18 protein-coding genes are annotated in these 16,043 nt (G+C 70.6%); 14 read left to right on the top strand and 4 right to left on the bottom strand.

Going from position 1 to position 16,043, the window contains the following annotated elements:
* The first annotated feature begins 133 nt into the window (after positions 1–133).
* The 10 genes from phnE to ABB55_RS15760 all read left to right on the top strand — a co-directional run bounded on the left by phnE (position 134) and on the right by ABB55_RS15760 (position 8,110).
* Positions 134–964, top strand: a complete 831-nt coding sequence (phnE, locus tag ABB55_RS15805) for a phosphonate ABC transporter, permease protein PhnE (protein ID WP_083464131.1) — start codon at positions 134–136, stop codon at positions 962–964.
* Positions 965–1,031: 67 nt separating this feature from the next.
* Positions 1,032–1,493, top strand: coding sequence for a phosphonate C-P lyase system protein PhnG (phnG, locus tag ABB55_RS15800; RefSeq protein ID WP_054359665.1), 462 nt, complete (start codon positions 1,032–1,034; stop codon positions 1,491–1,493).
* A 7-nt stretch (positions 1,494–1,500) separates the two neighbouring features.
* Positions 1,501–2,112 (top strand): phosphonate C-P lyase system protein PhnH, encoded by a 612-nt coding sequence (gene phnH / locus ABB55_RS15795; protein WP_054359664.1) that lies wholly within the window; start codon positions 1,501–1,503, stop codon positions 2,110–2,112.
* A complete protein-coding gene (locus ABB55_RS15790) occupies positions 2,103–3,263 on the top strand; it encodes a carbon-phosphorus lyase complex subunit (protein WP_083463658.1) in 1,161 nt (386 codons plus the stop codon). Before phnH ends, ABB55_RS15790 begins: the two co-directional genes overlap by 10 nt.
* Positions 3,260–4,153, top strand: a complete 894-nt coding sequence (locus ABB55_RS15785) for an alpha-D-ribose 1-methylphosphonate 5-phosphate C-P-lyase PhnJ (RefSeq protein ID WP_054359663.1) — start codon at positions 3,260–3,262, stop codon at positions 4,151–4,153. The genes ABB55_RS15790 and ABB55_RS15785 overlap by 4 nt, the downstream gene beginning before the upstream one ends.
* A gap of 16 nt (positions 4,154–4,169) precedes the next feature.
* On the top strand, positions 4,170–4,922 hold the full coding sequence (gene phnK, locus ABB55_RS15780; RefSeq protein WP_054362090.1) for a phosphonate C-P lyase system protein PhnK: 753 nt from the start codon (positions 4,170–4,172) through the stop codon (positions 4,920–4,922).
* A complete protein-coding gene (phnL, locus tag ABB55_RS15775) occupies positions 4,919–5,623 on the top strand; it encodes a phosphonate C-P lyase system protein PhnL (RefSeq protein ID WP_054359662.1) in 705 nt (234 codons plus the stop codon). Before phnK ends, phnL begins: the two co-directional genes overlap by 4 nt.
* Before the next feature lie 29 nt (positions 5,624–5,652).
* Positions 5,653–6,822 carry an alpha-D-ribose 1-methylphosphonate 5-triphosphate diphosphatase gene (locus ABB55_RS15770; RefSeq protein ID WP_054359661.1) on the top strand — a complete coding sequence of 390 codons (1,170 nt, stop codon included), beginning with the start codon at positions 5,653–5,655 and terminating at the stop codon, positions 6,820–6,822.
* Complete coding sequence (locus tag ABB55_RS15765; protein WP_244472050.1) at positions 6,819–7,406, top strand: MOSC domain-containing protein; 588 nt, start codon at positions 6,819–6,821, stop codon at positions 7,404–7,406. Before ABB55_RS15770 ends, ABB55_RS15765 begins: the two co-directional genes overlap by 4 nt.
* A gap of 2 nt (positions 7,407–7,408) precedes the next feature.
* Positions 7,409–8,110 (top strand): DUF1045 domain-containing protein, encoded by a 702-nt coding sequence (locus ABB55_RS15760; protein ID WP_054359660.1) that lies wholly within the window; start codon positions 7,409–7,411, stop codon positions 8,108–8,110.
* Positions 8,111–8,201: 91 nt separating this feature from the next.
* Here the strand turns inward: ABB55_RS15760 and hutX are convergent, their stop codons facing one another.
* Genes hutX through ABB55_RS15740 form a run of 4 tightly spaced genes read right to left on the bottom strand, consistent with a single transcriptional unit; the run spans position 8,202 to position 12,730 of the window.
* Positions 8,202–8,762, bottom strand: a complete 561-nt coding sequence (gene hutX, locus ABB55_RS15755; protein WP_054359659.1) for a heme utilization cystosolic carrier protein HutX — start codon at positions 8,760–8,762, stop codon at positions 8,202–8,204.
* Positions 8,759–9,097 carry a heme-degrading protein HmuQ gene (gene hmuQ / locus ABB55_RS15750; RefSeq protein ID WP_054359658.1) on the bottom strand — a complete coding sequence of 113 codons (339 nt, stop codon included), beginning with the start codon at positions 9,095–9,097 and terminating at the stop codon, positions 8,759–8,761. The genes hutX and hmuQ overlap by 4 nt, the downstream gene beginning before the upstream one ends.
* Positions 9,098–9,110: 13 nt before the next feature.
* Positions 9,111–10,535 (bottom strand): energy transducer TonB, encoded by a 1,425-nt coding sequence (locus ABB55_RS15745; protein ID WP_054359657.1) that lies wholly within the window; start codon positions 10,533–10,535, stop codon positions 9,111–9,113.
* 26 nt (positions 10,536–10,561) lie between these two features.
* The gene (locus ABB55_RS15740) at positions 10,562–12,730 is read right to left on the bottom strand and encodes a TonB-dependent hemoglobin/transferrin/lactoferrin family receptor (RefSeq protein ID WP_054359656.1); all 2,169 of its coding nucleotides are present in this window, start codon (positions 12,728–12,730) and stop codon (positions 10,562–10,564) included.
* Between the two features lie 283 nt (positions 12,731–13,013).
* Between ABB55_RS15740 and hemP the strand changes: the two genes are divergently transcribed.
* From hemP to ABB55_RS15720, 4 genes are read left to right on the top strand one after another with little or no spacing between them, the layout of a single operon-like run.
* The gene (gene hemP / locus ABB55_RS30930; protein ID WP_054359655.1) at positions 13,014–13,208 is read left to right on the top strand and encodes a hemin uptake protein HemP; all 195 of its coding nucleotides are present in this window, start codon (positions 13,014–13,016) and stop codon (positions 13,206–13,208) included.
* Positions 13,205–14,098 carry a heme/hemin ABC transporter substrate-binding protein gene (locus tag ABB55_RS15730; protein ID WP_083463656.1) on the top strand — a complete coding sequence of 298 codons (894 nt, stop codon included), beginning with the start codon at positions 13,205–13,207 and terminating at the stop codon, positions 14,096–14,098. Before hemP ends, ABB55_RS15730 begins: the two co-directional genes overlap by 4 nt.
* The gene (locus ABB55_RS15725) at positions 14,095–15,168 is read left to right on the top strand and encodes a FecCD family ABC transporter permease (protein ID WP_054359654.1); all 1,074 of its coding nucleotides are present in this window, start codon (positions 14,095–14,097) and stop codon (positions 15,166–15,168) included. The genes ABB55_RS15730 and ABB55_RS15725 overlap by 4 nt, the downstream gene beginning before the upstream one ends.
* Positions 15,165–16,028 (top strand): ATP-binding cassette domain-containing protein, encoded by an 864-nt coding sequence (locus ABB55_RS15720; protein ID WP_244472049.1) that lies wholly within the window; start codon positions 15,165–15,167, stop codon positions 16,026–16,028. The genes ABB55_RS15725 and ABB55_RS15720 overlap by 4 nt, the downstream gene beginning before the upstream one ends.
* The last annotated feature ends 15 nt before the right edge of the window (positions 16,029–16,043 follow it).

Here is a 16,043-nt window from a genome sequence, read left to right as displayed (position 1 = left end):
GCAGGCCCTTGCGGCGGCGGCCGCGCTCTTCGCCGGCGACCTTTCGGCGGCTGGAGGCGCCCTGGCGTCGGGCCTCGGCACCCTGATCACCCGCGTCGCCGCACCGCTCGGCTTTGCGGCGGTCGTGCCGTTCATGCTCTACGTCCTGTTCGTGGTGGTCGATGCCTTTCGGGCCTCCGGATCGAGCCGGGCGCTGACGCTCCTGATCTTCGGGGTGCTGGTCTCGCTCCTGATCGTCGGCCTCGGCGTGATGGGCTTTTCGATCGCGCGGATCGCGGCCGGGATGTCGCAGCTCGGCGTCTTCGCCAAGCTGATGCTGCCGCCCGACTGGGGATCGTCCGGAAAGCTGGCGCTCTACCTCCATGCCCTCGGCGAGACCCTGGCGATCGCCTTCCTGGGCACGCTGATCGCCGCCACGCTGGCCTTTCCGTTCGGCTTCCTGGCCGCACGCAATGCTGTCCCGGTCTGGCTCCTGCGCTTCGTCACAAGGCGGACCTTCGATACGCTGCGCGGCGTCGACACGCTGATCTGGGCGCTGATCTGGATCAACGTCGTCGGCCTCGGCCCCTTTGCGGGCGTGCTCGCCATCGTGTCGTCGGACTTCGGCGCCTTCGGCAAGCTCTTTTCCGAAGCGATCGAGACCGCGGACCGCAAGCCCGTCGAGGGCGTCCTGTCGACCGGCGGCTCGCGCCTGCACGCGGTGCGCTTCGGCATTCTGCCGCAGATCCTGCCGGTGATCCTGAGCCAGGTGCTCTACTACTTCGAATCCAACACCCGCTCGGCGACCATCATCGGCATCGTCGGGGCCGGCGGCATCGGCCTGCACCTGTCCGAGTCCATCCGGACGCTGGAATGGCAGCAGGTCTCCTTCCTGGTGCTGATGGTCCTGGTCACCGTCGCGGTGATCGACACGCTGTCGCAGCGCCTGCGCTTCGCCATCATCGGCGAGCGTCGGGCAGTGTGAAACCGGCCTTCCGTCATCGCAACGTCATGGCAAGGCGGCAAACCCGTCGCGCCGAACGGAGAGGGCGATGACAGGTTCCGCAATCGATTCCGAGACCGCCGCCCGCCGGCGCGCCATGGCGGCCTTCGCGGCGGCCACCCCGGCCGAACTCGCCGCAGCCTTCGATGCCGACACGATCGCCGGCGCGCGCGACCTGCGCCCGGCCGAGGCCGGCCTGGTCATGGTGCGTGGCCGGATCGGCGGCGGCGGATCGGCCTTCAATCTCGGCGAGGCGACGGTGGCGCGGGCCAGCATCCGGCTCGCCGACGGCCAGACCGGCCACGCCTACCGGCTCGGCCGCGACGTGGCCGCCGCCCGTCTCGCCGCGATCGCGGACGCGCTCTGGCAGGACCCCGCCCGACGCCCGTCGATCGAAGCGGCCCTCGTCGCCCCCGTCGAGGCCCGCCTCGCCGCTGCCGACGACGCGGCCTCCCGCCGGGCCGCCGCAACCCGGGTCGACTTCTTCACCATGGTCCGCGGCGAGGATTGAGACCGTCATGACCGCGATCGTATCCGCGGCCGGGTTCGAGAACCCGGTTCACGAAGCCCAGGCCACCTTCAGGGCGGCGATGCGGGCTCTTGCCGAGCCCGGGCTTGCCCAGGCGGTGACGCCGGCCCTCCTGGCGCCCCCGCCGCTGCAGCCGGCGACGGCCGCGCTCCTGCTCGCGCTCGCCGATTTCGAAACGCCGATCTGGCTCGATCCGGCGGCCTTGGCGATGGACGGGCTGGCCGATTTCCTGCGCTTCCAGACCGGCGCGCCGATCGTCGCCGATCCGTCGCGCGCCGCCTTCGGGGTGATCACCGACGCGGCCGCCTTCGACGGGCTCGACAGGTTCGCCCAAGGCACGCTCGACTATCCGGACCGCTCGACGACGCTGATCCTCCAGGTCGACGCACTGGCCGCCGAGGGCGCATTCGAGTTGTCCGGCCCGGGCATCGCGGGCCGGCGGCGGCTGGGCGTGACGCCGGCGATACCCGGGCTCGCACGCGCGCTGGCCGGAAATCACGAGATGTTTCCGCGCGGTGTCGACCTGCTGCTGGTCGCCGGCGACACCGTCGTCGGCCTGCCGCGGTCCACGCGCGTCACGGAGGATGCGGCATGTATGTAGCCGTCAAGGGCGGCGAACGGGCGATCGACAATGCCCATCGCCTGCTCGCCCACGAGCGCCGCGGCGACCCGGCCATTGCCGAGATCGCGCCCGAGCAGATCGCCGGACAATTGACCCTGGCGGTCGATCGCGTGATGGCCGAGGGCTCGCTCTACGATCCCGAGATCGCCGCCATCGCCATCAAGCAGGCCCGCGGCGACCTGATCGAGGCGATCTTCCTGGTTCGCGCCTATCGCACCACCCTGCCGCGCTTCGGCTGCTCGCAGCCGGTCGATACCGGCGCCATGCAGGTCGTCCGCCGCGTTTCGGCGACCTACAAGGACCTGCCGGGCGGCCAGGTGCTCGGCCCGACCTTCGACTACACCCATCGGCTGATCGACTTCGATCTCGCCGGAACCACGACGCCCGCCGCCCCCGCGGAGGCAGCGGCACCGCTCGACCCGGCCCCGCATGTCACCGCATTGCTCGACGGCGAGGGCCTGATCGAAAGCAATCCCGACCGGGCGGCGGAGCCTGGCGACCTGACCCGCGAGCCGCTCGCCTTCCCGGCGGGCCGCGACCTGCGCCTGCAGGCGCTCGCCCGCGGCGACGAGGGCTTCCTGCTCGCGCTCGGCTATTCGACCCAGCGCGGCTACGGCCGCACCCATGCCTTCGCGGGCGAGATCCGCATCGGCGATGTCGAGGTCGAAGTCTTCGCCGAGGAGCTCGGCTTCGCGGTGCCGCTCGGCCGTCTGCGCGTGACCGAATGCGAGATGGTCAACCAGTTCAAGGGCTCGGCGACCGTGCCGCCGCAGTTCACGCGCGGCTACGGACTGACCTTCGGCCAGCTCGAACGCAAGGCCATGTCGATGGCGCTGGTCGATCGGGCCTTGCGCGCCGAGGATCTGGGCGAGGAGACCGGGTCTCCGGCGCAGGACCAGGAATTCGTCCTGTCGCATGTCGACAACGTCCAGGCGACCGGCTTCGTCGAGCACCTGAAGCTGCCGCACTATGTCGACTTCCAGGCCGAACTCGGCCTCGTCCGGCAGATGCGGCGCGAACAGGCGGCCGCGCAGACTGAAGCGGACGGGCGGGCCGAAGCGGACAAGCCGGCCGAAGCGGACGACCTGGCCGCCACGGCCGCCACCCTCGATCGGGAGGCCGCAGAATGACGGCAGCCGCCTACAATTTCGCCTATCTGGACGAACAGACCAAGCGGATGATCCGCCGCGCCATCCTGAAGGCGATCGCGATCCCGGGCTATCAGGTGCCCTTCGCCAGCCGGGAAATGCCGATGCCCTATGGCTGGGGCACCGGCGGCGTGCAGGTCACCGCCTCGATCCTCGGCCGCGACGACGTGCTGAAGGTGATCGACCAGGGGTCCGACGACACCACCAACGCGGTCTCGATCCGCAAGTTCTTCCAGAAGACCGCCGGTGTGGCGACCACCACGGCGACCGCCGAGGCGACCGTCATCCAGACGCGCCACCGCATCCCCGAGACCCCGCTGCAGGCCGGCCAGGTGCTGGTCTACCAGGTGCCGATCCCCGAGCCCCTGCGCTTCCTGGAGCCGCGCGAGACCGAGACGCGCAAGATGCATGCGCTGGCCGAATACGGCCTGATGCATGTCAAGCTCTACGAGGACATCGCGCGCCACGGCCATATCGCGACCACCTACGCCTATCCGGTGATGGTTGCCGGCCGCTACCTGATGGACCCCTCGCCGACGCCGAAATTCGACAACCCGAAGATGCACCGCTCCGCCGCCCTGCAGCTCTTCGGGGCCGGCCGCGAGAAGCGCATCTACGCGGTACCGCCGCATACCGAGGTGGTCAGCCTCGATTTCGAGGATCATCCTTTCGAGGTCAACCGCTTCGAGCAACCCTGCGCGCTGTGCGGTGCCGAGGGCGTCTATCTTGACGAGGTGGTGCTCGACGACCGCGGCGGGCGGATGTTCGTGTGCTCCGACACCGACCATTGCGAGACCCGGCAGGCCGCCGGCCACCGCGGCACGATGGCCTCGCCAATCGCCGCCGGAGAGGGAGGCCGCCGTGCCGACTGACGAAGCCCCGCTCCTGATGGCGCGCGGCGTCACCAAGCTCTATGGCCACCGCATCGGCTGCCAGGACGTGACCTTCGATCTCCATGCCGGCGAAGTGCTGGCGGTGGTCGGCGAATCCGGCTCCGGCAAGTCGACGCTGCTCTCCGTGCTGTCGACCCGGGCCGAGCCGAGCGCCGGGCGGATCGAATACCGCATGCGCGACGGCGTCGCCCGCGACCTGTTCCGGCTCAACGAGGCCGAGCGCCGGCTTCTGCTCCGCACCGATTGGGGCTTCGTGCATCAGGACCCGCGCGAGGGCCTGCGCATGGGCATCTCGGCCGGCGGCAATGTCGGCGAGCGGCTGATGGCGGTCGGCGAACGGCACTACGGCCGCATCCGCGAAACCGCGATCGACTGGCTCGGCCGGGTCGAGATCGACGAGAGCCGGATCGACGATACCCCGCGCGCCTATTCGGGCGGCATGCGCCAGCGCCTGCAGATCGCCCGCAACCTGGTCACCGCGCCGCGCCTCGTCTTCATGGACGAGCCGACCGGCGGGCTCGACGTGTCCGTCCAGGCGCGGCTGCTCGATCTCCTGCGCGGCCTGGTCGCCGATCTCGGCCTCGCCGCCATCGTGGTCACCCATGACCTGGCGGTCGCCCGCCTGCTGTCGCACCGGATCATGGTCATGCGCCACGGCCGGGTGATCGAGACCGGCCTGACCGACCAGGTGCTCGACGATCCGCGCGAGCCCTATACCCAGCTTCTCGTCGCCTCGGTGCTGACATGACCGCGATGCTGCGCCTCGAACGGGTCTCCAAGAGCTTCGTGATGCACCTGCAGGACGGCAAGGTGCTGCCGGTCGTCTCCGGCGTCAGCCTGGAGGTCGCTGCCGGCGAATGCGTCGTGCTCGGCGGCCCGTCTGGCGCCGGCAAGTCGTCGATCCTGAAGATGATCTACGGCAACTATCGCTGCGATTCCGGCCGCATCCTGGTCCGCGATCGCGACGAGACCGTCGACGTGGCGAGCGCCGAACCGCGTCGGATCGTGCGGCTGCGCCGGACCACGCTCGGCTATGTCAGCCAGTTCCTGCGCGCCATCCCGCGCGTCTCGGCGCTCGATCTGGTCGTCGCCGCCGCGCGCGACCAGGGCGTCGCGGCCGACGAGGCGGAGGCGCGCGCGCGCGGCCTGCTCGGCCAGCTCAACGTGCCGGAGCGGCTCTGGAGCCTGCCGCCGGCGACCTTCTCGGGCGGCGAACAGCAGCGCGTCAACATCGCCCGCGGCTTCGTCGGCGACCACGCCGTGCTGCTGCTCGACGAGCCGACCGCCTCGCTCGACGCGCGCAACCGGGCCGCCGTGGTCGACCTGATCCAGACCAAGAAGCGCCGCGGCGTCGCCCTGATCGGCATCTTCCACGACGAGGACGTGCGCGACCGCGTCGCCGACCGGATCGTCGACGTGACCGCCTTCGCGGCCGCCGCGGCGGCATGACCCCATCCGATGAGGAGCCCGACACCGTCATGCTGAAGAGAACCGACCCGACGGAGGCGCGGGGTTCGACCGCGCTCGCCGCCCGCCGCATCGTGCTCGGCGACCGCGAGATCGACGGGACGGTGGTGGTCGAGAACGGCACCATCGTGGCGATCGAGGAGGGCCGCGCGCTGTCCGGCGCCATCGACTGCGGCGCGGACGTGCTGATCCCGGGCCTTGTCGAACTGCATACAGACCATCTGGAGCCGCATTATTCGCCGCGCCCGAAGGTGTTCTGGAAGCCCTTCTCGGCCGTCATCGCCTATGACGCCCAGATCGCCGCCTCCGGCATCACGACGGTGTTCGACAGCCTGCGCGCCGGCTCCGACGGCGACCGCAATTCTTTGGCCGGCGGCCTGTTCGCGCTCGGCGAGGGCATCGAGCACGCCCGCGCGACCGGATTGCTGCGCGCCGACCATCACACCCATCTGCGCTGCGAGATCTGCTCCCACGACGTGGTCGAGATGGCGCGCGACTATGTCGAGCGCTTCGATGTCCGGCTGATCAGCCTGATGGACCACACGCCCGGCCAGCGCCAGTTCCGCGACGAGCAGAAGCTGCGCGACTATTACCGCGGCAAGGCGAGCAAGACCGAGGCCGAGCTCGACGTCTATATCGCCGCCCGCAAGGCGCTGCACGAGAGCCATCATGACGCCCATCGCCGGGCGCTGGTGGCGCTCGCCCACGAGGCCGGCGTCGCGCTCGCCAGCCACGACGACACCACCGAGGACCATGTCGCCGAATCGCTCGCCGACCGGGTCGCGATCGCCGAATTCCCGACCACGCTGGAGGCCGCCCGCGCCTCGCACGAGGCCGGCGTCGCGGTGCTGATGGGCGCCCCGAACGTGGTCCGCGGCGGCTCGCATTCCGGCAACGTCTCAGCCTTGGAACTGGCCGAGGCGGGCTTTCTCGACATCCTGTCGTCCGACTATGTCCCGGTCAGCCTGATCGAGGGCGCCTTCGGGCTCGCCGGCGTCGCGGCCATGGGCGGTCTGCCCGGCGCGATCCGCACCGTCACGGCCGGCCCGGCCCGGGCGACCGGGCTCGACGACCGCGGCGAGATCGCCCTCGGCAAGCGCGGCGATCTTGTCCGCGTCGCCCTGCACGGCGATCATCCGGTCGTGCGGGAGGTCTACCGGCTGGGGCGGCGCGTGGCGTGATCGGACGTTCGGACGGCAATGGCAACGCGATCGAAGCCGACGGCGGGCCCTGCGTGATCGCCGTGGCGTCGAGCCCGGTGCACGGCTTCTCCAAGGCGGTCCTGCCGCGCATCGCGCTCGTTGCCGGGCTCGGCGTCGCCGGCGACGCCCATGGGGGTGAGACCGTCAAGCATCGTTCGCGCGTCCGGGTCGATCCGACCGCGCCGAACTGGCGCCAGGTCCACCTGCTGGCGGCCGAACTGCTCGACGAACTCGCGGCGGCCGGCCATCCGGTCGCGCCCGGCGCTCTCGGCGAGAACATCCTGACGCGCGGCCTCGATCTGATCGCCCTGCCGGTCGATACGCGCCTTCTCTTCCCGTCCTGGGCCGCACTGCGGATCACCGGCCTGCGCAATCCCTGCCGGCAGATCGAGGACTTCCAGGCCGGACTGCTCGACCGGGTGCTGGTGCGCCGGCCGGACGGCAGCCTGGACCGCCGCGCCGGCATCATGGCGGTGGTCGAGGCGGCCGGACCGATCGCGCCGGGGGATGCGGTCAGGGTCGTGCTGCCCGAACCGCCACATCGGCCGCTCGAAAGGGTCTGACCATGGGTGCCCCGATCGCCGCTGCCCGTTATGCGCTCTATTTCGCCCCGGCCCCGGAAACCGCCCTGTGGCGCTTCGGCTCGGCGGCCATCGGCTATGACGCGGCGACCGGTGCCGACCTGCCGATCCCGGCAGTTGCGGGCATGTCGCCGGAGCGGCTTCTGGAGATCACCGCCGAGCCGCGCCGCTACGGCTTCCATGCCACGCTGAAGCCGCCGTTTCGCCTCGCCGATTCGACGGATGTCGCCGGTTTTCTCGACGCCGTCGCGCGCTTTGCGGCCGAACGCCGCCCCTTCGAACTCCCGGATCTGCGCGTTGCGGCGATCGGCGACTTCCTCGCCCTCATGGTGGCGGGACGTCCGCAAGCGCTGCACGATCTCGCCGATGCCTGCGTCGAGAGCTTCGATCCCTGGCGGGCCGCCATGGACGCCGCGGAGGCAGCCCGGCGCGGCGCGGCGGGACTGTCCGAACGCGAACGCGATCATCTCGCCCGCTGGGGCTACCCGTATGTCTTCGATCGATTCCGCTTCCACATGACGCTGTCGGGCCGGCTCGGCGACCCCGAGCGCAGCGCTCTCGCCGACGCCCTGTCCGACCGCCTTGCCGCCATCGCGGCGCCGGTGCCGGTCGATGCGATCACGGTCTTCGTTCAGCCGGACCCGGCCGCCCGCTTCCGTGTCCTGGCGCGCTTTCCGTTCGGCTGAGCGATCGCGATGCCGGCCGCGATCCGCCGGAACGCAGGAACGACGCGAAGCCGGGCGGCGAAACGGGGATCGCCGCCCGGCTGCACGTCCGTCAGGCGGCCGGAGCCGCCAGGGTCGGCTGGTGTGCCGCCGGGACGGCCCGATCGCGCAAGGCCTCGAACAGGGCGAGCTGGGCCGGATCGAGACTCCGATCCGCCGCGCGTCTGACGAAGATCTTGAACATGATGGTGCCGTCCCCGTCGACGAACTGGATCGAGCAGGAGCGTCGGCCGAAGAACAGCCGGTCGACGCAATAGATCGCCGCGCAGCGGCTGGCGGCGATATGGCCGTGCAGGGCTGCGCCGGAGCCGACATTGAAATAGCCCTGCCCGACCGTGCCCGGCATCAGGGCGGTATCGATCTCGAACACGCCCGCGGCGGTATGGACGATCACCAGCACGTCGCCCCAGCCGGTCAGTTCGTTCCAGACGGACGCGAGGTCGGTGCCGTCCAGCCGCACGGCATCGCGGCCGGGCAGGCGCGCCAGAACGGCCCCCGGCGTCGTGCCGGCCTTCGCGGCAATCCGTTCGATGACGCCGTCCGGTTCGGCCGCCAGGGCCGCATCGATCCGGGCTTCGACCGCTTCGAACGTCATGTCCGACAGTTCCGTCATTCCGCGGCTTCCTTGTGCTGGTCGTTGGTCAGTTCCTGCACGACCTCGAAGCCTTCGAATTCCGGATGGCCGAGATAGGCGACCGGCGAGGAGCCGGCGCGGGCATGGGAGGCGCGGAAGGCCTCGGACTTGGTCCAGGCCTCGAAGGCGTCGTAGCTCTCCCAGACGGTGTGGGAGGAATAGAGCCGGTGATCCGGCTTCTCCGGGCCGCGCAGCAGGTGGAAGGCGATGAAGCCGGGCAGCTCGGCCAGACGGCTTTCGCGCGTCAGCCAGTGATGCTCGAAGGCGGCCTCCGAACCGAGGGCGACGCGAAAGCGGTTCATGGCGATATACATGCAAGTCTCCTTTTCACCTGAGATCGTAGCGGACGAGGGTCCGGAAGGTGGCGGTGGCCGGGGCGCCGTCCGGCGCCTGCGGATAGGGGGCGGCACGCCGGACGGTGTCGAGCGTGGCGCGATCGAGATCCGGGCTACCCGAGGACCCGACCAGTTCGGCCGAAACCAGGCGGCCGTCACGGGCGACCACGAAGGCGACCGGCACGCGGCCCTCCGTCCCGCGCTCGCGGGCTGCGTCCGGATAGCGCTTGTGCCGGATCAGGTGGGCGAGGACCTGCGCCTTGTAGGAGGCGAGCACCGCAGCGCCTTCGACGCCCGATCCGCGCAAGGCGGCGCCTCCGGCCCGGCTGTCGGCCGCATCACGGCTATCCGGCTTGCCGGTCGCCTGGCCGCGGGCCGTCGCAGGCTTCTCCGGCGCCTTGGCGGCAGTCCGGCGCGGCGCCTTGGGGGGAGCCTTGCGGACGTCCGGCACGGCGGGAACGGCCGGCTTCGGGACGGGCCGGACCACCGGCTTCGGCTCTGCAATGACGGTCGACAATGCCGGGTCGGGCGGGGGGGCGGCGACCGTCGGCTTAGGCTCCGGCGGTGGCGGCTCGACGACGGCAGGCTTCGGATCGGGCTGGGGCTCTGGCGGCGGCGGCTCGGCCGGCAGCGGTTCCGCGGCACGCACTTCCGCGACCGGCGCGGGCAGCGGCTCCGGCGGTGCGACTGTCTCGACGGCGGCAGGCGCCGGCGGCGGCAGATCGACGGGTTCCGGCTCGGGCGGTGGCGGCGCCTCGGGGGTGACGGCCGCGGTCGGTTCGGCTGCGGCCGGCTCGACCGGAGCGGGTTCGGGCTCCGGCACCGCGGCCGTGGCCGTCTCCGGCGGCACCACGGGTTCCGGCTTCGATTCGGGCTCCGGTTCCAGAACCGGCACGGGTTCGGGCGTCGGCACCGGTTCTGGAGCCGGCACCGGTTCTGGAACCGGCACCGGTTCTGGAACCGGCGCGCTGGCGACAACGGCTTCGGGCCCAGTCTCGGCGATCGGGGCCGGCGGGGTCTCCGGCAGGACTTCGGCGGGCACCGTGTCCGGCGGGGCGGCCGGGCCGGCCGCGGCGATGCGGTCGGCATCCGAATCGCCCGGGGGGACGAACTCGACGACGATCGTCTCCTCGCCCCCGGCGGCGGCCTGTTCGGACGGGCGCAGCATGACGGCCGCAATGGCGATGCCGGCATGCAGCAGAAGCGACAGCAGCGCCGGCCAGCGGCGCGGCCGGACCGGTGCCGCCTTCGGCACCGGCAAGCCGGCCTGGACGATCGGAGCGACAGCCGCCGGATCCGGTTCGGACGCGGCGGCCGGCGGCGAGACGACGAGCCGCACGACCGGAGTCCAGCCCGCATCGGCCGCGCCGGGTCGATTGAGACCGGGCACGGGGCGATGCGGCGGGAGCTCGGCCATTCTTCGGCGCGCCGCGCTCATGACGGTCAGAACCGGACGGTCGCGTTGACAGCGAAGGTACGGCCGGGCGAGCGATAGAGTTCCAGCTGGGTGTTGGTCGCGAGCAGACCGGCCACGTCGCGAGCGTTGAAATAGCTGCGGTCGAAGATGTTCATCACGCCGAAATTGAGCGAGAAGTTCTTGTTCGGCTCCCAGCTGGCGAAGGCGTCGACGACCGAGTAGCCGCCCGGCTTGAACACGGTCGGATCGCTGACGCGGTCCTTGCCGGCGACGCCCTTGATGCGCGCCTCGAGCCGCCAGCTCTCGTCCGGGCTCCAGCGCAGCGCGGCGACGGCCGTCAGCGGATCGACCGAGTCGATGCCCTTGTGGGTCTCCTCGTTGGTGCCGTAGGCGTAGGCGACGGCGCCGAACAGCGACCAGTCCTTGCGGAACTTCCACTCGCCGCGGGCTTCCGCGCCCTTGATGGTCACGCGGTTGACGTTCCGGTACTGGTACTGGATCAGCCCGCCCGAACTGGTGCCGACGATCTCGGTATCGATGAAGTCACGGTAGAGATTGTAGAATCCGGTCAGCTGGAAGCTCGAGCCGTCCTCGAGCTTGCCGCGCAGGCCGGCCTCGAAACCGTCGCTGGTCTCCGGCTTCAGATTGCCGTTGGGCAGGATCTCGTAGCCGAACATCGGGTTCGAATAGGCGAAGTTGGCATTGTCGTAGGGCGGCGCGCGGAAGCCGTGCGCATACTGGGCGACGAGCCGTAGCTGGTCGTTGAGGTCGTAGGTCGCGCCGAGCTTGGGCGAGATGGCGAATTCGGTCTGCTCCTTGATCTTGAAGCCGGCCGCATTGCCGTTGGCGAAGGCCTGATCCGGCTGCGGATCGAGATGGTAGACGTCGAACCGCACGGCCGGGATCAGCCGGAAGGCGCCGTAGCGGGCGACATCCTGCACATAGGCGGCCGCCTTGGTGGTGCGCGTATCCGGGAACTGCTTGTTCGGATAGGTCTCGCCGGCAATCACGTTGGTGGTCGTGCCGGTGGTCAGATTGGTCTCGGTGCGCTTGCGCAGGCGCGAGGTCTCGGTCGAGGTGAAGCTCGCCCCATAGGTCAGGTCGTGGTCGAAGCCCCAGAACGTGCGGCTGAGCGAGGCCTGCGCGTCGGCGCCGACGATGTCCTGATGGAAGGCGCCGCTGGTCCAGCGGTAGCGGTTCGGCTCGGGGGCGCCGCCGACGCCGCGATACTGCTTGCTGATCTCGGTCCGGTCGACGCCGGTATAGAAGACGGAGGCCTTCACGTCGTCGGCGAACCACTGATCGATGGTCTTCGACCATTCGAGACTGACCCGCTTGCGGTCGGTCGTGTCGATGCCGTCGCTGTCGAAGACGGACGTCGAGCCGACCACGCGATCGGTCAGGATTTCGGTCGTCGTGCGCTTGTGGAAGCTCTCGAAGGTCAGCTTGGCGATGCCCGTATCCGGCGTGCCGAAGACGAACTTGGCGAGCACGTTGTCGAGCGCCTGATCCTGCGGATTGGGCTTCATCGAGCCGTTCGGGCGCAGTTCGTCGCCGACCCGGCGGGTATAGATGACCATGCCCTCGACCGGCCCGGAGCGCCCGGCGACCGTGGTGGTGCCGGCGATCGAGTGGTCGGCGGAATCGTAGGCGGCCTTGAAGCCGATGTACCAATCCTTTTCGAAGATGCGCAGGAAGTCCGACGGATCCTTGGTGACGAAGGAGACCACGCCGCCGATCGCATCGCTGCCGTAGAGCGCGGAGGCCGGGCCGCGCACGATCTCGACCGACTTCAGCGAGTCGAAATCGACATAGTCGCGCGTATAGGTGCCGGGCCCGATCAGGATGGAGGGCGCATCGGGAATCTCGACGCCGTCGATCTGCAGGCGGACCCGGTTCTCGCCGATGCCGCGGATGACGTAGTTGGTGGTCCCGGTCCGGGTCGGCTGGTTGCCGACCGACACGCCGGGCTCGTCGAAGACCAGATCCTGCGGCCGCTTGATCTGCTTGGCGTCGATGTCGCCGGCCTTCTTCACCGAGACCGTCGAGGGCGTATCCCAGAGCTTGGTCGGCTCGCGTTCCGCCGAAACGGTGATCTCGTCGAACCCATTATAGTTGTTTGAGGATTCCGCCTGAGCATCGGCGGACGCGGCCAGACTCGAGATTGCGGTGCCCGCCAGCAAGGCGAGCCGCAACGGTGTTACGGCACGTCGGAAGGATCGAAACATCATACCAGCCCCATCGGATGTCGGCTGGCTGGAAGCGTCCCGCTTCTGGCTGGCGTCGTTGAGTGTTCGGACGGGCAATTCACCCGCCTGCTTGACAATGCGATAACGAGACAGAATAAACCCGTCAAGCCTCTCTGTAGACGGACTGAATTATACGAATTCCAAACTACGAGAACTGAGCAAAGACTCGGCGTTCTGTAGTTTTGAATTCCTCAAAATCGAAAATCACGCCGACGACAAGGACTCGACTGTGCCAGTACAAGAGCCCCCTGCCCGGCAGCCGGCATCACCCGCCTCCGGGGTCCGCCCGGAGGCCGACCGCGGCCTGCCGACCTTCGATTCCCGCGAACTGGTCGGCATCGGCCGCGAAGCCGTGATCCTGCACGAGGGGCAGGCCTATCGCCTGCGCATCACCAGCAACCGCAAACTGATCCTGACCAAATGACCCGCTCCCTGCGCCTCGCGATCGCCCTGGTTGCCCTTCTGGCCGGTGCGACGCCGGATCTGGCCGGTGCGACGCCGGATCCGGCCGCCGCGGTCGACCTTGCCGACACGCCGATCGTTTCGGTCGGCGGTGCCGTCACAGAGATCATCGCCAGTCTCGGAGCGGCCGACCGCATCCGGGCGGTCGATACCACCAGCACGCATCCGGCGGCCGCGGTCGCCGGTAGACCCAATGTCGGCTACATGCGGCAACTCTCCGCCGAGGGCATTCTGGCGCTCGGACCGGTGCGGGTGATCGCCGTCGAGGGCGCCGGCCCGCCCGACGTGCTGAAGCTGCTCGCCGAGGCCGGAGTCCGGATCGACCGGGTGACCGACGAACCGAGCCCGGCCGGCCTGCTGGCGAAGGTGCGGACGATTTCGGCCCTGGTCGGCCGCAAGGCCGAGGGCGAGGCGTTGGCGGCCGAGATCGAGGCGGGCTTTGCGGCGCTGGCGCAAGACCGCGCGACGCGAACCGCCCATCCGCGGGTGCTGTTCGTCATCGCGCTTCAGAACGGACGGCCGATGGCGGCCGGCGCGAAGTCGGCGGCGGCCGCCATGATGGGGCTCGCCGGCGCCGACAACGCCGTCTCGGGCTTCGACGGCTACAAGCCGCTCTCCGACGAGGCGATCGTGGCGGCCGCGCCGGACGCGGTCGTGTTCATGGACCGCCCCGGCCTGACCGCCGCCGACCTGCTCGCCCTGCCGGCCATCGCGGCGACGCCGGCCGGCCGCAGGCACGCGGTCTTCGGCATGGACGGGCTCGCCCTGCTCGGCTTCGGCCCGCGCGCGCCGGCCGCGGCCCGCGACCTGATGGCGGCGCTCGACCGGCATCTCGCCGGAGCGCCGAAGTGAGCGCGGCGGAGACGGTCGCCATCGCCGATCTGACCCGGGCCCGCCGCCGGACCGGCCGGATCGCGCTGGTCGGGCTCGGCCTGCTCGCGATGGCCGCCCTGGTCCTGTCGCTCGGCACCGGGCCGCTCGCCATCGCACCGGACCGCGTCGTCGCCATCCTGGCCGAGGCCGCCACCGGACGTGCCGTGACCGGGACGGATGCGGCCGTCGTGCTTGCCGTCCGGCTGCCGCGGACGTTGGCCGCCTTGCTGGCCGGCGGCGCCCTCGGCGTCGCCGGCGCTCTGATGCAGGGGCTTTTCCGCAATCCGCTTGCCGATCCGGGTCTGGTCGGCGTCTCGGCCGGCGCCGGGCTGGCCGCGGCCCTCGTGATCGTGCTCGGCGACCGGCTCGTCGGCGCCGCCGCTCTTCCGGCCATGGCGCTGCCCTTCGGCGCCTTTCTGGGCGGGCTGGCGACAACCGCCCTCCTCTATGCGGTGGCGACGCGCGGTGGACGGACCTCGGTGACCATCCTGCTGCTGGCCGGCATCGCGGTCTCGGCGCTGGCCGGCGCCGGAACCGGAATCCTGGTCTATCTGAGCGACGATCGGCAGTTGCGCGACCTGACCTTCTGGTCGCTCGGCTCTTTCGGCGGCACCACCTGGTCCAAGCTCGCCGCGACCGGCCCGCTGCTGGCGCTGGCCCTGGTCGGCGCCCTGACGCTGGCCCGCGCGCTCGACGCGCTCGTGCTCGGCGAGGCCGAGGCGCAGCATCTCGGCATCCCGGTCGAGCGGATGAAGGCGGCCGCCGTGGTGCTGACGGCATTGGCGGTCGGCGCCGCGGTCGCCACCGCCGGTGTGATCGGCTTCGTCGGCATCGTGGTGCCGCATCTGGTCCGCCTGATCGCCGGCCCGGCCCATGGCCGCGTCCTGCCGGCGTCGGCCCTGCTCGGAGCGGCCCTGCTCGCCGGGGCCGATACGATCGCGCGCGTCATCGTGGCGCCGGCCGAACTGCCGATCGGCATCGTCACCGCCCTGATCGGCGCGCCGGTCTTCCTGCATCTGCTGATCGGCCGCGGGACCCGGCTCGCATGACGCCCATCCTGAACATGCCCATCCTGGACATGCCCATCCTGTGCATGAACGGCATCACGGTCTCGGTCGGCGGCCGCAATCTCATCGAGGATGTCTCGCTCGCCTGCATGGCGGGGACGCTGACCGGCATCGTCGGTCCCAACGGGGCCGGCAAGTCGACCCTGATGGCGGTCGCCGCCGGTACGCTCAAGCCGCGCCGCGGGTCAGTCGCGGTAGACGGCCGCCCGCTCGGACAGTGGCGGCTGGCGGCGCTCGCCGATAAGCGGGCCGTGCTGATCCAGAGCGATGCGCTCGCCTTTCCGTTCGCGGTGCACGAGGTGGTGCAGCTCGGCATGGACGGCCGCGGCCGTGGCCTGACCGAAAGGCGGCGGCTCGCCATCCTGGAGCGGGCGCTCGGCCTCGCCGATGCCATCCATCTGGCCGCGCGCCTCTATCCGACCCTGTCCGGCGGCGAGCGCCAGCGGGTGCGTCTCGCGCGCATTCTCGCCCAGCTCGAAGCCGGCCGGACCGTCCACGACCGGCAGCTGCTGATCCTCGACGAACCTCTGGCGGGTCTCGACCTGAAGCATCAGGTCGCCGCGATGGCGGCCGCGCGCGCCTTTGCCGACGAGGGGCATGCGGTCCTGGCCGTGGTCCACGATCTGTGGGCGGCCGCGCATTATTCCGATTGCGTCCTGGCCCTTCAGAACGGCCGGGCGGCCGAATTCGGCCCGCCGGAGACGGTTCTGGCCCCCGAACGGGTGCGCGCGCTGTTCGACCTGCCGCCCGGGACGGCGGTCGAGGCCTATCTGACGGCGGCGCGCGATGCCGTCGGCCGCCGGCCCTCGCGGGCCGCTCAACAAGGCAATGCCGCCGACTGAATTGATGCGGTGGCC

Source organism: Prosthecodimorpha hirschii (assembly GCF_001305515.1).
GTDB lineage: Bacteria > Pseudomonadota > Alphaproteobacteria > Rhizobiales > Ancalomicrobiaceae > Prosthecodimorpha > Prosthecodimorpha hirschii.
The sequence above is the reverse complement of the archived record's forward strand: the minus strand, read 5'-3'. Positions and strand labels throughout refer to the sequence as shown.

Coding starts and splice junctions, on each gene's coding strand:
- ABB55_RS15785 (WP_054359663.1), top strand. CDS start 3,260: ATGACGGCAGCCGCCTACAATTTCGCCTATCTGGACGAACAGACCAAG.
- ABB55_RS15770 (WP_054359661.1), top strand. CDS start 5,653: ATGCTGAAGAGAACCGACCCGACGGAGGCGCGGGGTTCGACCGCGCTC.
- ABB55_RS15720 (WP_244472049.1), top strand. CDS start 15,165: ATGACGCCCATCCTGAACATGCCCATCCTGGACATGCCCATCCTGTGC.
- phnH (WP_054359664.1), top strand. CDS start 1,501: ATGACCGCGATCGTATCCGCGGCCGGGTTCGAGAACCCGGTTCACGAA.
- ABB55_RS15745 (WP_054359657.1), bottom strand. CDS start 10,535: ATGGCCGAGCTCCCGCCGCATCGCCCCGTGCCCGGTCTCAATCGACCC.
- hmuQ (WP_054359658.1), bottom strand. CDS start 9,097: ATGTATATCGCCATGAACCGCTTTCGCGTCGCCCTCGGTTCGGAGGCC.
- phnK (WP_054362090.1), top strand. CDS start 4,170: ATGGCGCGCGGCGTCACCAAGCTCTATGGCCACCGCATCGGCTGCCAG.
- ABB55_RS15790 (WP_083463658.1), top strand. CDS start 2,103: ATGTATGTAGCCGTCAAGGGCGGCGAACGGGCGATCGACAATGCCCAT.
- ABB55_RS15760 (WP_054359660.1), top strand. CDS start 7,409: ATGGGTGCCCCGATCGCCGCTGCCCGTTATGCGCTCTATTTCGCCCCG.
- phnE (WP_083464131.1), top strand. CDS start 134: ATGCTCTACGTCCTGTTCGTGGTGGTCGATGCCTTTCGGGCCTCCGGA.
- ABB55_RS15730 (WP_083463656.1), top strand. CDS start 13,205: ATGACCCGCTCCCTGCGCCTCGCGATCGCCCTGGTTGCCCTTCTGGCC.
- phnG (WP_054359665.1), top strand. CDS start 1,032: ATGACAGGTTCCGCAATCGATTCCGAGACCGCCGCCCGCCGGCGCGCC.
- phnL (WP_054359662.1), top strand. CDS start 4,919: ATGACCGCGATGCTGCGCCTCGAACGGGTCTCCAAGAGCTTCGTGATG.
- hutX (WP_054359659.1), bottom strand. CDS start 8,762: ATGACGGAACTGTCGGACATGACGTTCGAAGCGGTCGAAGCCCGGATC.